This is a genomic window from Rheinheimera lutimaris, assembly GCF_013283795.1.
Lineage (GTDB): Bacteria > Pseudomonadota > Gammaproteobacteria > Enterobacterales > Alteromonadaceae > Alishewanella > Alishewanella lutimaris.
Genome location: NZ_JABSOD010000029.1, coordinates 19,198 through 34,715 on the forward strand (window position 1 = coordinate 19,198; position 15,518 = coordinate 34,715).

At 48.5% G+C, this 15,518-nt stretch carries 14 protein-coding genes; 12 read left to right on the forward strand and 2 right to left on the reverse strand.

Annotated elements, in window-relative coordinates:
* Nucleotides 1-13 precede the first annotated feature (13 nt).
* The 12 genes from pilW to HRH59_RS17975 all read left to right on the forward strand — a co-directional run bounded on the left by pilW (nt 14) and on the right by HRH59_RS17975 (nt 14,155).
* Nucleotides 14-1,840: a type IV pilus biogenesis/stability protein PilW gene (gene pilW, locus HRH59_RS17920; RefSeq protein ID WP_173502646.1), complete on the forward strand. Its 1,827-nt coding sequence runs from the start codon at nt 14-16 to the stop codon at nt 1,838-1,840.
* Nucleotides 1,837-2,655, forward strand: a complete 819-nt coding sequence (locus HRH59_RS17925; RefSeq protein WP_173502647.1) for a RodZ domain-containing protein — start codon at nt 1,837-1,839, stop codon at nt 2,653-2,655. The genes pilW and HRH59_RS17925 overlap by 4 nt, the downstream gene beginning before the upstream one ends.
* 2 nt (nt 2,656-2,657) lie before the next feature.
* Nucleotides 2,658-3,761 carry a flavodoxin-dependent (E)-4-hydroxy-3-methylbut-2-enyl-diphosphate synthase gene (ispG, locus tag HRH59_RS17930; RefSeq protein ID WP_173502648.1) on the forward strand — a complete coding sequence of 368 codons (1,104 nt, stop codon included), beginning with the start codon at nt 2,658-2,660 and terminating at the stop codon, nt 3,759-3,761.
* Between the two features lie 82 nt (nt 3,762-3,843).
* On the forward strand, nt 3,844-5,109 hold the full coding sequence (gene hisS / locus HRH59_RS17935) for a histidine--tRNA ligase (protein ID WP_173502649.1): 1,266 nt from the start codon (nt 3,844-3,846) through the stop codon (nt 5,107-5,109).
* A 22-nt stretch (nt 5,110-5,131) separates the two neighbouring features.
* On the forward strand, nt 5,132-5,764 hold the full coding sequence (locus HRH59_RS17940; protein WP_173502650.1) for a YfgM family protein: 633 nt from the start codon (nt 5,132-5,134) through the stop codon (nt 5,762-5,764).
* 10 nt (nt 5,765-5,774) lie between these two features.
* Nucleotides 5,775-6,956, forward strand: a complete 1,182-nt coding sequence (gene bamB / locus HRH59_RS17945; protein WP_173502651.1) for an outer membrane protein assembly factor BamB — start codon at nt 5,775-5,777, stop codon at nt 6,954-6,956.
* A 72-nt stretch (nt 6,957-7,028) separates the two neighbouring features.
* A complete protein-coding gene (gene der / locus HRH59_RS17950) occupies nt 7,029-8,507 on the forward strand; it encodes a ribosome biogenesis GTPase Der (RefSeq protein WP_173502652.1) in 1,479 nt (492 codons plus the stop codon).
* Between the two features lie 11 nt (nt 8,508-8,518).
* Nucleotides 8,519-10,774: an arginine/lysine/ornithine decarboxylase gene (locus HRH59_RS17955; RefSeq protein WP_173502653.1), complete on the forward strand. Its 2,256-nt coding sequence runs from the start codon at nt 8,519-8,521 to the stop codon at nt 10,772-10,774.
* Nucleotides 10,775-11,001: 227 nt separating this feature from the next.
* On the forward strand, nt 11,002-12,096 hold the full coding sequence (locus HRH59_RS17960) for an LpxL/LpxP family acyltransferase (RefSeq protein ID WP_173502654.1): 1,095 nt from the start codon (nt 11,002-11,004) through the stop codon (nt 12,094-12,096).
* 60 nt (nt 12,097-12,156) lie between these two features.
* The gene (locus tag HRH59_RS17965) at nt 12,157-12,318 is read left to right on the forward strand and encodes a hypothetical protein (protein WP_173502655.1); all 162 of its coding nucleotides are present in this window, start codon (nt 12,157-12,159) and stop codon (nt 12,316-12,318) included.
* A gap of 94 nt (nt 12,319-12,412) precedes the next feature.
* Nucleotides 12,413-12,574: a hypothetical protein gene (locus HRH59_RS17970; RefSeq protein WP_173502656.1), complete on the forward strand. Its 162-nt coding sequence runs from the start codon at nt 12,413-12,415 to the stop codon at nt 12,572-12,574.
* A gap of 360 nt (nt 12,575-12,934) precedes the next feature.
* Nucleotides 12,935-14,155 (forward strand): site-2 protease family protein, encoded by a 1,221-nt coding sequence (locus HRH59_RS17975; RefSeq protein ID WP_173502657.1) that lies wholly within the window; start codon nt 12,935-12,937, stop codon nt 14,153-14,155.
* A 169-nt stretch (nt 14,156-14,324) separates the two neighbouring features.
* On the opposite strand, the gene HRH59_RS17980 is transcribed toward HRH59_RS17975, so the two are convergent.
* Nucleotides 14,325-15,113, reverse strand: a complete 789-nt coding sequence (locus tag HRH59_RS17980) for a ferredoxin--NADP reductase (protein ID WP_173502658.1) — start codon at nt 15,111-15,113, stop codon at nt 14,325-14,327.
* A gap of 131 nt (nt 15,114-15,244) precedes the next feature.
* The coding region (locus HRH59_RS17985) for a CcdB family protein (RefSeq protein WP_173502659.1) at nt 15,245-15,518 on the reverse strand (274 nt) is incomplete at its 5' end.

The window sequence follows — 15,518 nt, forward strand, 5'->3', positions numbered from 1 at the left end:
CAAGGAAGCAGGTGTGGTGAAGCAAAAAATTCTCATTGGTCTATCACTATGTAGTTTGCTGGTTTTGACAGCCTGTGTGTCAGAGCAAAGCTATAAAGGTAGCGATAAACCGGTTTCTGACCGGACCTTTGACAATATAGAGGCCGCCCGCACCCGTATTTCGCTCGGTTTAAATTACCTGCGCCGTGGTGACACATCGCAGGCTAAATACAATTTAGAGCGTGCCCGCAGCTTTGCGCCCAATTCCGCTGAGGTATATGGCGCCCTGGCGTATTACTACCAAAGCGTGGGTGAAAACAAACAAGCCGAAGACCACTTTAAACAAGCCATTGCCAAAGACAATAATTATGCCGATGCCTACAACAATTACGGTGCATTTTTGTGTCAAATTGGCCGTTATGAGCAATCTGAACAATTATTGCTTAAGGCGATCAGCCGGCCGGGTTACATTCGTGTAGCCGAGAGCTATGAAAATCTCGCCCTTTGCCAGCTGCAGCAAAACAATTTCACTAAAGCCAAAAGCTATCTCGACAGCTCAATCAGCCACAACAGTACCCGAATTACCTCGCTGACGATGGACGCCGGTTTATCTTATGCCATGGGCGATAACCGTCAGGCAAAAAGCCAGTTAGATCGTATTCAGCGGCTGGGCCGGGTTTCAGCCCGCACTGTACTGCTTAGCTATTTAATTGCGGAGAAAAACGGTGACCGTGAAACTATGCGTAATGCTGAGCAACTGCTACTGACACTGTACACCGATACGCCGGAAACGCGGTTATTGCTGCAGGGTAAGTTACAGGAAACTGAGTTTGAGCAATTGCGCGAGCGCTATAAAGATAGCCTGATGGCAAATATCGTGTTGCCGGATGACGATGCGCCAACGGAACAGCCGGCGGCGCCGGTGGCTAATCCGAAACTGAAAATAGTAAAACGAAAAACTGCGGATACTGCCGCCGAACCTGCCGGTAGCACCGCTGCCGGTGCAACAGCCAGCGCGGTAACAGAAACAGCCGCGGTGCTGACAAATACTGCGTCGGCAATAGTCGGCAGTTTGGGCGCAGCAACACAATCTGCGGTAGTAGCGTCAGCGACAGCGCCGGCGGCTTTACCGGTCGAAACCATAGTGACAACGGCCGTGACAGCAAGCACCGCTGTTGCCGACAATACTGCCCCGACGACTACCGGCACAGCTGGTGACGGCGCGGCGGCAACACAAACCAGTGAAACCACAGCGGTGACAGTTGAACCGCCACAGCATGAATTAACAACCGGCAAAACTGAAGTTGCCACAACAGAGCCCGCTGCAGTATTGGCCGTACCGGCTGAGCAAGTCGCAGAGCAGGTTGAAACAGAGCAGATTGATGCAGTACAGGCAGAAGTAGCAGCAGAGCAACCAGCCGTACCTTTAACCGCGCAAACTGTCGCTGATGACACGCCGCCGGATGCTGCAGCAAAGCCTGCGGTCGATACGCCATTTCATATCGTGCAGGCAGCCGAGTCGTTATACGCGATTTCGGTGAAGCACAATATTCGCCTGCAAAGCCTGATGCAGTGGAACAGCTTAACACCGGAAGCGGTGATTAAAACCGGACAAAAAATCTGGTTGGCAGAGGTTACACCACAGCAACAAGCCGCGGCTGGGGTAACAGGCAGCCGGCCGCAGGTTAGTGCGCAAACGCCCTATCATCTGGTGGCGGCCGGTGAGACGATGTTTGGTATTTCGTATCGCTACAACGTGCGGTTGGCCAGCTTTCTCAGTTGGAACAACCTGACCGAAAACAGCACCTTAAAGGTTGGCCAACAAGTATATGTTGTCGACCCGGCCAGTATTGCGCAATGAGCACAGAACCCGCAGCCGTCATCAGTGCGGGCCAGTTATTACGCCAGGCCCGCGAACAACGCCAACTCAGCGTGCAGCAGGTTGCGGTGCAATTGAATTTAAAACCGTTGCAGGTAGCGCAATTGGAGCAGGATCAGTTTGATGCTTCGATGCCGGAAACCTTCGCCCGTGGTTATGTGCGTGCTTATGGGCGTTTGTTAAAATTACCGGAAACGGAATTGATGGCCGCGTTCGGCCGGCAAACCGGCTGTGTCGGCAGTAGCGCCAAGCCAATGCGGACCTTTTCTAACCGCGAAGCAAAGCAGGCAACAGAAAACCGTTTTATGTGGTTAACCTACGCCATTATTGCTTTGCTACTGCTGTTATTGTTTATCTGGTGGTGGCAAACAGCGAGACTGGTGCCTGATACCACGGCTGCGCCCGAACCGGCAGAACAGGTTGAAGCTGCACCCTTGATAACGGCAGCAGAAGTGCCTCCGGCGCCAACACCGGAGCAATTACATGAGCTGCTGGGGCAATTAATGCCGGCTGCTGAACCGGAGGCAGTTGAAACGGACGTGCAGTTGCTGCCGGACCAGCTGGAAATGCGTTTTAGTGAGAACTGCTGGGTAGATGTGGTGGATGCAGAAGGTAATCGGGTGGCATATGGCACGAAACAAGCCGGTTACGTCATGCAACTCAGCGGTATCGCACCTTTTGTGGTGACCCTGGGCAATCCCGGAGTGGTGCAAATTAATTTTAATCAGCAACCTTTTGATATGTCTGCCTTACCGGCAGGCAGAGTGGCAAAATTTTCTATTCCTGAGTCTGAATAAACATGTTTGCAGAAAACCCTATAAAACGTCGTCAAAGTACGCAAATTCGTGTTGGTAATGTGCTGATCGGTGGTGATGCACCGATAGCAGTGCAATCGATGACCAACACCCTTACTACCGATGTTGCCGCCACCGTGGCGCAAATTCAGGCGATTGCTAAAGCCGGCGCTGATTTGGTGCGGGTATCAGTACCCACCATGGAAGCGGCAGAAGCCTTTAAGCTGATTAAACAGCAATCGCCGGTGCCGTTAGTGGCAGATATCCATTTTGATTACCGCATTGCCTTAAAAGTGGCGGAATACGGCGTTGATTGTTTGCGGATTAACCCCGGCAATATCGGCCGCGAAGATCGCATTCGCGCCGTGGTCGACTGTGCCCGCGATTACAATATTCCGATCCGTATCGGCGTTAATGGCGGGTCATTGGAGGCGGATATTCAGCAAAAATACGGCGAGCCGACACCGGAAGCGCTGGTAGAGTCGGCCATGCGCCATGTCGATATTCTGGATAGGCTGAATTTCGATCAGTTTAAAGTCAGTGTTAAAGCATCAGATGTGTTTCTGGCGGTTGGGGCTTATCGTTTACTGGCAAAGCAAATTAAACAGCCGCTGCATTTGGGTATTACCGAAGCCGGTGGTGCCCGTGCCGGAGCGGTAAAATCTGCCATTGGTTTGGGTATGTTGCTGGCCGAAGGTATCGGCGACACGCTGCGTATATCACTGGCAGCAGACCCGGTAGAAGAAGTTAAAGTCGCCTTTGATATTTTAAAATCGCTGCGTATTCGTTCGCGCGGCATTAATTTTATTGCCTGCCCCAGTTGCTCGCGGCAGGAGTTTGATGTCATTAAAACCATGAACCAGTTAGAAGAACGGCTGGAAGATGTGATTGAGCCGCTAACGGTATCGGTGATTGGTTGTGTGGTAAATGGCCCGGGTGAAGCTCTGGTATCTGATTTGGGTGTGGCCGGTGCCAGCAAAAAAAGCGGCTTTTACATTAATGGCCAGCGGCAAAAATTGCGGCTGGACAATGACAGCGTGGCCGATCAGTTAGAACAACAGGTACGCGACTACCTGCAGCAAAAAATTGCGGTGCGCCGGCTGGATTAAGCCAGGCAACAGGCTTGGTGTTTAGCCGTGTTACGCCTATAATCGCCACTGTTTTTTTACTCAAACCGATGGAAGTTTAATTTTGTCGAAACAAATTCAGGCCATTCGCGGCATGAACGATTGTCTGCCGCAAGATACGCCGGCATGGCAGTATGTCGAGCAGGTATTGCGTCAGACAGTCGCCTCTTATGGCTACAGCGAGATCCGTTTTCCTATCGTGGAAATGACCGAGTTGTTTAAGCGCTCAATTGGCGAAGTAACCGATATCGTTGAAAAAGAGATGTACACCTTTACCGATCGCAACGGTGACAGTTTGACCTTGCGTCCGGAAGGTACCGCCTGCTGCGTGCGCGCCGGCAATGAACATGGCTTGCTGTACAATCAGGAACAGCGGCTGTGGTACACCGGGCCGATGTTCCGCCACGAACGGCCGCAAAAAGGCCGCTACCGGCAATTTCATCAGTTTGGCCTGGAAGCCTTCGGTATTGCCTCAGCCGATATCGACGCTGAAGTGATTATGCTAAGCGCACGGCTGTGGCAGCAATTGGGGCTAACGCCGTACGTTAAGTTAGAGCTGAACTCTTTGGGCTCAGGCGAAGCGCGCGCGGCCTATCGCGATGCGCTGGTGGCTTACCTGGAGCAGCATAAAGCGGCACTGGATGAGGACAGCCTGCGCCGCATGTACTCTAATCCGCTGCGGGTGCTGGACAGCAAAAATCCGGCGTTGGCAGAGATATTAGCCGCTGCGCCTCAGTTGGCAGATTATCTGGACGAGGATTCTGCGGCGCATTTTGCCCGGTTACAGCAATTACTGACGCAAGCCGGTATTGAATTTACGCTAAACCCACGCTTGGTGCGCGGGTTGGATTACTACAACAAAACCGTGTTTGAGTGGGTAACCACAGAGCTCGGCGCTCAGGGTACAGTGTGTGCCGGCGGCCGTTATGATGGTTTAGTTGAGCAATTAGGTGGTAAAGCCACACCGGCGGTAGGTTTTGCGCTGGGGCTGGAGCGACTGGTATTGCTGCTGCAATCGATGCAGTTATTACCGCAACTGCCGGCGGTAGCCGATATTTACCTGATGGCGCTGGGTGAGCAAGCGGAACTTGCGGCACTTTCTGTTGCCGAAAGGCTGCGCAACAGCTTGCCGGGACAACGCATTATGGTGCATTGTGGCGGCGGTAATTTAAAGAAACAAATAAAGCGGGCTGACAAGTCCGGCGCGGCCATCGGCCTTATCATCGGTGAAGATGAACTGGCTCGCGGCGAAATAACTGTGAAGTGGCTGCGGCAAGACAAACCGCAACAAACAATTTTATTAACTGATTTGGCCGGGCTCCTGGCCTGAGCAGTATTGACGGAGTAATGCAGTGGAAATTTACAGCAGTGAAGAACAACAGGTAGAAGCCATTAAACGTTTTTGGCATGAATACGGCAAAGCTATTCTGGCCGGTGTGGTATTGGGCCTGGCAGCGTTGTATGGCTTTCGTTTCTACCAGGCTGAGCAGCGCAGTACTGCTGAGCAGGCGTCAACCGGCTTCAGTCAGTTAGTAGAAAAACGTGACGCCGCCGGTAGTGAAGACTGGCTGGCTCAGGCTCAGGGTTTTGTTGATGCATCTGACGGTAATAACTACGCGGTGTTGGCAGCATTACTGGCAGCCAAAGACGCAGTAAGCCTACAGCAATATGATAAAGCTGCCGCCCAGTTGAATTGGGTGCTGGCTAATGCGAAACAGCCGGCATTACTGGCGGTAGCACAGTTGCGTTTGGCGCGGTTACAGCAAGAACAAGGTAATTTTGATGCCGCATTAAGCACCCTGGCCAAAACCGTACCGGACAGCTTTATTGCGATACAGTCTGAACTCAAAGGTGATATTTTGCTGCAGGCCGACAGGTTGCCTGAAGCCAAAGCGGCTTATCAGCAAGCGCTGGCGGCTGCCGGCCAGAATCAGCAGTTATTGAAAATTAAGCTGGATGAGCTGGCTCACGTCACTGCAGCATAAAGAGGTAAGCGTGAAATTACAGTTAAAACAAGTTTTACTGCTTACTGCTGTGCTGCTGGCGGGTTGCTCTTCCAAAGAACCGTTGGTGCTGCCGCCGGTACAAAACAGCGTCGATCCCGATGAAGTGTGGAGCAAGAGCATTGGTTCCGGCGTACAGCATTATGCCTCGCAGCTTACTCCGCTGATTGTTAAAGACACGGTGTATGCTGCCAGCCGTGAAGGTTTAGTCGCCGCCTTTGACCTTAGCTCCGGTAAGCGCAAATGGCTGTTTGATTTGCGCAAACCGGCCGGCAGTTCATTCTGGCAGGGCATCAGCGATGTTTGGTCCGGCGATAACGCGCGCATTTCCGGCGGTATCAGCTTTGGTTACGACAAGCTGTTCTTCGGTACCGAAAATGGCGAAGTAGTGGCATTGTCAACCGATGGTGAGCTGGTATGGCGCCAGATGGTAAAAGGTGAAGTGTTGGCACGCCCTGCTGTTGGCGAGGGTCTGGTAGTTGTAGCAACCGGCGCCGGTACCTTAATTGCGTTACATCCGGACAGCGGTGAACAGCGTTGGGAGTTTGAAAACGAGCAACCGGCACTTACGCTGCGTGGTGTGAGCGAGCCGGTAATTGAAGCCGGTGGTGTAATTTACGGCTCAGGCAGCGGCCATTTAGGCGTGTTAATTGCCGACCGTGGTTATCAGGCCTGGGAAGAACCTATAGCGGTGCCGTCCGGTTCTACCGATTTATCGCGCTTGGTGGATGTCGATGCTAAACCGCTGGTGCAGGGTGGCACAGTGTACAGCATTGCCTATAACGGTTCGTTAATTGCGCAGGAACTGCGTACTGGCCGGCAAATCTGGAAGCGTGATTATGCCAGCTTCCGCAATATGGCATTAGCCGACGGCATTTTGTATGTGGTTGATTCTGAAGGTCGTATTTATGCACTGGATACTGCCAGTGGTACTGAGCGTTGGTCGCAGTTTGGCCTGAACAAACACTACCTGACCGGGCCTACGGTATACAAAAACTACCTGGTCATAGGCGATAACAAAGGCAATTTGCACTGGGTTAACCGTGAAAATGGCGATTTTGTTGCCCGCCAGAGCATGGACAGCTCCGGATTTTATACCGAAGCGGTAAGCAATGGCGCCTATGTGTTGGTGCAAAGCCGTAACGGTGAGCTAGTCTTATTACAAACGCCTTAAACCGGGTTTAGCGGTTGAAGTTTTTAAACAGGCCTGTACCGGGCCTGTTTTGTTATTTTTGAGGTTCACATAATGTTGCCTGTCGTTGCCCTTGTTGGGCGAGCCAATGTCGGTAAGTCGACACTTTTTAACCGCTTAACCCGCACCCGTGATGCGTTGGTAGCGGACTTCCCCGGCCTGACCCGCGACCGTAAATACGGTTCGGTTAATTTTGAAGGGCTGGAATTTATTGTGGTGGATACCGGTGGTATCGACGGCAACGAGCAGGGCATTGAAGTGGAAATGGCTGAGCAATCGCTAAAAGCCATTGATGAAGCCGATGTGGTGTTGTTTATGGTCGATGCCCGTGTTGGCGTTACTGTAGGCGATGAAGCCATAGCGGCACATATCCGCAAAGTTGAAAAGAAAGTCTTTGTGGTAGCGAATAAAACCGACGGCCTGGATGCGGATACTGCAGTAGCCGACTTTTACAGTTTAGGCTTGGGCGATGTTTACGCTATTGCTGCTGCGCATGGCCGCGGCGTGGCGTCGTTGTTAAATCATGCCCTGATCCCGTTGTTAAGTGAAGAGCAGCAAAAGCGTCTGGCCGGTGAAGTTGACACGGCAGAAGGCCCTGCGCTGGAAACGCTGACCGAAGAAGAAGCCGACGCCGAGGCCGCCCGCCTGCGCAGTGAACATATTAAACTGGCAATAGTTGGCCGGCCTAATGTCGGTAAATCGACACTAACTAACCGTATTCTCGGCGAAGAGCGGGTAGTGGTGTTCGATATGCCGGGCACCACGCGTGATTCTGTCTATATTCCGATGCAGCGCAACGAGCGCGACTACACCTTAATCGATACCGCCGGTGTACGCCGTCGCGGCAGAATCGATGATATGGTAGAAAAATTCTCGGTAGTTAAAACCCTGCAGGCGATTGAAGATGCCAACGTGGTGATTTTAGTACTGGATGCCCGCTTAGGCATTTCCGATCAAGACTTAAGCATCCTGGGTTTTGTGCTTAACTCCGGCCGGTCGCTGGTTATCGCGGTAAATAAATGGGATGGCTTAAACGACAGCATTAAAGATGAGGTAAAACGCGAGCTGGACCGCCGTTTAGGTTTTATCGACTTTGCCCGGCTGCATTTTATTTCCGCTTTGCACGGCTCCGGCGTAGGTAACTTATTTGAATCGGTTGAAGAAGCCTTTGATTCTGCTACCAAGCGTCACAGTACCGCCTTGTTAACCCGTATTATGAAAATGGCGCAGGAAGATCACCAGCCGCCGTTGGTGCATGGTCGTCGGGTAAAACTGAAATATGCCCATGCCGGTGGTTATAACCCGCCGCTGGTGGTAATACACGGTAACCAGGTGGATGATTTACCGGATTCCTATAAACGTTATCTGATGAATTACTTCCGTAAAACCCTGCAAATGATGGGTACGCCTATTCGCATCGAATTCCGCGAGGGTGAAAACCCGTTTGCACCGAATAAAAAGAACACTGAAACGCCGCTGCAAAAGTACAAGCGTGAGCGCTTGATGAAAGCGCGTAAAAAGATGGACCAATAAGGACCAATCGCATGAATTTTCGTTTCCCGGTTATTGTTATCGATGAAGACTTCCGCTCGGAGAATATCTCCGGCTCCGGTATTCGTGACCTAGCCCAGGCTATCAGCAGCCACGGTTTTGAAGTAGTAGGTTATACCAGCTATGTCGATTTAAGCGCCTTTGCCCAGCAGGCCAGCCGCGCCTCCTGCTTTATTTTGTCGATAGACGATGAAGAGTTTGGTAACGGCAGCGCAGAAGAAGTGGCCAAAGCGCTGGCAGAACTGCGTACTTTTATCAAAGAAGTACGCAAGCGTAACGCTGATATTCCTATTTTCCTCTATGGTGAAACCCGTACCACCCGGCATGTGCCGAACGATGTACTGCGCGAGCTGCACGGCTTTATTCATATGTTTGAAGACACGCCGGAGTTTGTGGCCAAGCACATTATCCGCGAAGCGAAAAAATACCTCGATGCCTTAGCACCACCGTTTTTTAATGCGCTGATGGATTATGCCTCTGACGGCTCTTACTCTTGGCACTGCCCCGGCCACTCCGGTGGCGTGGCGTTTTTAAAAAGCCCGGTCGGCCAGATGTTTCACCAGTTTTTTGGTGAAAATATGCTGCGCGCCGATGTCTGTAATGCGGTTGATGAATTAGGCCAGTTGCTGGACCACACCGGCCCGGTAGCGGAAAGCGAAGCTAACGCGGCGCGTATTTTCAGCTGTGACCACTTATTCTTTGTGACCAACGGTACTTCTACGTCGAACAAAATGGTGTGGCACTCAGTAGTGGCACCGGGTGATATCGTGGTGGTAGATCGTAACTGCCATAAATCGATACTGCACTCGATTATTATGACTGGCGCTATCCCGGTGTTTTTAATGCCAACCCGTAACCACTACGGCATTATCGGCCCGATCCCGAAAAGTGAGTTCTCACCGGAAGCTATCGCGAAGAAGATTGAAGCCAACCCCTTTGCCCGTAATGCCAAAAACAAAAAGCCGCGCATTTTAACCATTACACAAAGTACCTACGACGGTATTTTGTATAACGTGGAAGAAATTAAGCAGGAGCTGGGGTCGACCATCGACACCCTGCATTTTGATGAAGCCTGGTTACCGCACGCCAGCTTCCATGATTTCTACAAAAATATGCATGCCATAGGTAAAGACCGGCCGCGCTCTGAAGACACTTTGGTATTTGCCACCCAGTCTACGCATAAGTTGCTGGCTGGTTTGTCGCAGGCGTCGCAAATTCTGGTGCAAAACGCGCAAAACCGTAACCTTGATACGCACCGTTTTAACGAGTCGTACCTGATGCACAGCTCTACCAGCCCGCAATACGCCATTATTGCCAGCTGTGACGTAGCGGCAGCGATGATGGAAGCACCGGGCGGCACCGCGCTGGTAGAAGAAAGCCTATCGGAAGCGATAGATTTTCGCCGTGCTATGCGTAAAGTCGATGAAGAATTTGGCGATGACGACTGGTGGTTCCGCGTTTGGGGCCCGGACGAGTTACCCGAAGAAGGCTTAGGCACCCGCGATAACTGGACACTGCACGCTAAAGACAGCTGGCATGGTTTTGGCGCTATCGAGTCGGGCTTTAATATCCTCGACCCGATTAAAGCCACCATTATTACGCCCGGCTTAAACCTGCACGGTCAGTTTGACGACCAGGGTATTCCTGCCGCTATCGTCAGCAAGTACCTGGCCGAGCACGGTATTATTATCGAGAAAACCGGCCTGTACTCGTTCTTTATCATGTTTACCATCGGCATTACCAAAGGCCGCTGGAACTCTATGGTTACCGAACTGCAGCAGTTTAAAGACGACTACGATCAAAACCAGCCAATGTGGCGCATTATGCCGGAATTCGCCAAAAAGCATCCGCGCTATGAAAAAGTTGGCCTGCGTGATTTATGTCAGCAAATTCACAATATGTACCGCAAGTTTGACGTGGCCAAAGTGACCACTGAGATGTACTTATCCAATATTGAAACTGCGATGACCCCGGCCGATGCCTGGGCCAGAATGGCGCACCGTGATATTGAGCGGGTATCGATTGACGAAATTGAAGGTCGGGTTACCGCTATGCTGGTAACGCCGTATCCGCCTGGCATACCGCTAATGGTACCGGGCGAGCGCTTTAATAAAATTATTATCAGCTACCTGCAGTTTACCCGCGCCTTTAACGGCGCTTTCCCGGGCTTTGAAACCGATGTACACGGTTTAGTGCGCGAAATGGTAAACGGCGAGCTGAAGTACTTTATTGATGTGGTGAAGGAATAGCTAATTACCGTTATTTGATTGGTATCTTTGTTTAATATTTTAAAGCGCTCGCGATAATCGCGAGCGCTTTTTTTTTACCCCGCGTTATCAAGCTTTTATTTTCTCCACCTCAGTACCTTTTTTCTATTTTTAGTTTATAAAAATGTGATAAGTGTTATTTTTAATTGATTGGCGTTGTTCTTTTTGACATAACAGGTCCAAGCACATTATCCGGTTATATTATACAAATGGAATTTGATAGAAAGTTCTTTTCATCGATTAACTATCAGACTTTACTGAATATTTCTGAGCAAGCGGCAGACCAGCTTAGCATTGAAAATCATGAGTATCGCTCATTTTGTATTGATAGATTTGACAAACGGCTAGCGCTTTTAGTTAAACACTTTGCTGAGCAAAAAGGTACTGGTATACCCGAAGCAGAACATTCGGGATGGGAGCATGTTTGCAAAGAAATTACATTAATCCAGCAACAACATGGCGGAGTTATTCTTGCGTTATTCCACTTCGGACTACACCGCAGCATCCTGGTAGATTTAGCTTGTAATGGTATTCCAGTAGTTTCGCCTATTGCAGGAAAAGCATATTGGGACTTCTATCAGCAAAAACATATCGCGCCCGCCGAGTTTGCAAATTGTTTTAACTTGATTGAGGTAAATAATCCTTCTGTAGGCAAGCAACTTGTTAAGCAAATGAGAAAGGGACAGATAGTCACTATTTATGTTGATGGGAACATGGGGCCAGATGGCGTCCATGTATCCGAAGGTGGTGTTGAAGTGTGTTTCTTTGGCAAAAAAATTCATGTAAAAGAGGGTATTTCACGATTAGCATCAACGTTTAAAATGCCAGTTTTACCCCTATTTAGCCTCGCAAAGCCAAATTCCGAAAATTGCTATCAGATCATTGCTGGTGAAGTACTGCCAACAAACTCAGACGTGATGCAAGGCTTATACTCCCAGTTAGAGGGGCATATCACGCAGCGGCCGCAAGAATGGGAATATATTACTTGCTGCCATAGATGGATGCAGCAGCATATAGGCACTTTTTCGAGTGATATGTATGAGTCTTATAAAAACACGGGGCTGCAATTAAATCGGCAAAATGCCAGATTGGTTGAGCAAGGGGATGATGTCTTGCTATTCAATTTACAGAGGCAGACAGCCGTTAAGCTACCCACATGGTCAGGTGAACTGAAGCACCTTCTTTCTAACGGCTGCACTGCAAATGATGTGCAACAGTGGCTTGAGCTAGATGATGAAAATCAACTTAAAGTTAGACTTATCAATGAGTTGATTAGTAAGGAATTGGTTACGGCTTTAATGTGATAAGTTTCGTAACTGATAGCTCCCGTAGTGGGAAAACATAAAACAAGAAAGGAACATGTAATGGAAAATAATAACATTTTACAAGAGTTAAAAATTACTGAGTTAGAAGAGCGCGTAGAGTTTGGCCTGTGTGGTGGTTCTGGAGGTGGCGGTGACGGCGGCGATGGTGGCTTCTGTAACACTCCGCCATTTGGTGATGGTACAAATTGTTACCCAGTCTAATATCTAGTTGTATCAGGTAAGCTTTGCAAAGTAACGCTCTTAGTGATAATGCATAGTAATATACGTATTAACAAAGTATGAAAAGGAACCTATTATGAAAAACAATAACATTTTACAAGAGTTGAAAATTACAGAGTTAGAAGAGCGCGTGGAGTTTGGTTTATGCGGTGGTTCAGGTGGTGGCGGTGGTGATGGTGGTGGGACTCCTGGTGATGGTTGTGAGCGACCAGATCGCCCAACATGCCACGACAACTGAGTTATCTTAAGAGCCCGTGAGGGCTCTTTTTAGTTACGTAGGTATTGAATGTAGTGGCCAACTAATTCCAGACTGTAAACCAGATGGTTTCTCAGCATTTAAATTCGCTCAGAATTTTATTAACCCATAAAATCAGAGGATTGCGTATGGATAAGAAAGTATTTATAACGGATTTACACTTGTCTGTGCTTAGCAATAACATTGAGTGCCGTAGACTGCAACCTTCATGAAGCGGTTTTGCAGTGGCAGCCAAGGCAATCCCTGTTACAACTATTTCTGCGATGAAGGAGTGCAATGTAGAGAATGCTAAATTTTAGTATGAGATTGTTCTTTAACCAGTAAGCGTATGAGGAATGTTAAGTGAAATTTCAGTCAAGTTCTACTGTGCAGGTTGTATTGGTTGAAGGTTCAACAGATCGTTATATCTGCAGCGTGGATTATGTAAAAAGCAGGAAGAGTTACTTAATAGAGAGGAACGTTTTTGACGTCATTAAATTCTGTTATGAACCAAGAACTAAAGAGGAGATAAAGTGCTTCTCCCTCCAATCTGGAGCAATTAGTGAAAATCAGTTTGACAATTTTTTCTCTGAATTTTTGCTAAAAAAAGGAATTATCAGGGATTCTTCTGTAAAAGAGACGCTGATTTTAAGCAGCCCTCTCCTGAGAATAAAGCTCAGGTTATTGTCCCCCGTAGTAGTAAATTTCTTAGTCAAACCTTTGGCTGGCCTATTTAGCATCAATGCAGCTGTTATATTGGCGTTGGTTTTTTTGACTAGCCTGATACACATCAGTGTTTATATCTATAATGGTGATTTTTCTCGTCAATCGGCAGTACTAAATTGGAGTGACAGTATTACCGTAATTGCACTTATTGGTGCAGGGTTGATATTTCACGAACTGGGGCATGCTGCCGCGGCTTATAAGTACGGGTGTCGTAAAGTTGAAATTGGGGTAGGGTGGTACATTTATTTCATTGTGTTTTATGCAGAGCTTTCCGAAGCTTGGCGACTAAAACCTGAAAAACGTCTTATTATTGATTGTGCCGGTGGTTATTTTCAGTCAATTTTTGGCGCTGTTCTATGGCTTGTCTTTATTTATACTGAACAGTTTGTTTTTATGTCTGCTGCGGCACTGCTGGCGCTTTATAGCTTATTCAATCTCAATCCTTTTTTCCGCATGGATGGGTACTGGATTGCCAGTGATCTGATGAGAATCACAAATCTGCGAACAACAGCTTTCGGTGTTATAAAAAGGCTTTTCACCACCCCGTTGCAGCTTATTCAGGATATGAGGATTAACCACGGAAGTCTGCAAAGAACGGTGTTTTTTTACGCAATGGCGATGGTGCTGTTTTACACCTGGTTCAGCTATTATGTTTACTCGTCTCTTTTCCCAACTTCACTAAAGGTTTTTTATGATGTCTCGAATGCTGCACTTGTTAATAAATTTGATTTAACAGAGCTAACTATTTCTCTAGCTCAGCTGTTATGGCACGGACTAATTATTTACTTTGTCATTTACTTCTCTGCGAGTATGGTAAAACAGATTTTTGAGGCCATAAGAGCTAAATATCGAGTATAGAATTAGCAGTGCATTGTTATTTCTTAACTTATTGTCGATGTAATTGCTTTAAAAGATCGCGCTCAATTGCAAATACATGATTATCCTGTTCATTCATATCGCGTAGCGCTTGCGGCAATTGAACGGGCGCAGCACTGGATTTGTATGTTATGGCTTTCTGAGTAATATACTATTTTTCAATAAAGGCTTGCTCAATCACGTAATGGCCCATAGTGCGCGAGTTGGCTTTTGCAAAGCCGCGCTGATCCAGCATACCCATCAGCTCTTGCAGCATGGCATCGTTGCCGCACAACATAAATCTGTCATGCTGCGGGTTAAGTGCCGGCATGCCAATATCGGCCAGTAACTTACCATTGTTCAACAGATCGGTAATACGGCCCTGGTGTGGCACGCCGTTTCTCACATAGTCTTGCCGTGTCACGGTGGGGTAATAAATCAGCTTTTGGCGAACTTCTTCACCAAAGTACGGGTTGTTTGGTAACACCTGTTCAATTTCATGCTGGTATGCCAGTTCTGAGCGCCAGCGCGTGCCATGCACCAGGATAATTTTCTCAAAACTTTCGTAAATAAACGGGTCGCGTATGATGCTCATAAAAGGCGCCAGCCCTGTGCCGGTGCTCAATAAATACAAATGTTTGCCGGGAATAAGGTAGCCTGGTACCAGGGTTCCGGCAGGCCTTACCGTTAGCATAATTTGGTCGCCGGCTTTGATATTCTGCAGCCTCGATGTCAGCGCGCCGTCAGGTACCTTAATGCTGAAAAACTCAAGCTCTTCATCATAATTAGGGCTGGCAATACTGTAGGCGCGCATTAAAGGCCGGCCATCAACCTCCAGCCCAATCATAACAAACTGACCGCTTTCAAAGCGAAAAGACGACTCGCGCGTGGTTTTAAAGCTAAACAGGGTGTCATTCCAGTGATGAACATCGGTGACAATGGCATTAACAATATTACGCATAACAGTCCTTACTTAATGGGCCTGAGCGCAATTATGCCACAGCGCGGCAAGTGATAATAGTTATCATTAGCATGGATATTGCTTCTGGCAGTAATTAAAGCCGGGACTGTTAAAATCTGCTGTACCGTGCGCTAAATGCCGGTAACTAAAAAATCTATTGCGGCGATAATATGTGCTCTGTGGGCAGCTAGTGAAGTTTGCTTCTCTTGCAAAAAGCTAACAGAGACAGTCGTCAGTTGGTTAGTTAACAGAGCAAATTTTGTGCCCTCAATTTCAACGACAGGACAAAGATTCTTGGGGTAGCTTTTGTCAGATTGCTGCAAGGGCGTTAATGGTATTACTACCCTGCTATTAAGGCTATCGAGTAGATGGTAATACCCCCTAAAAATAACTGACGTCAAAAGT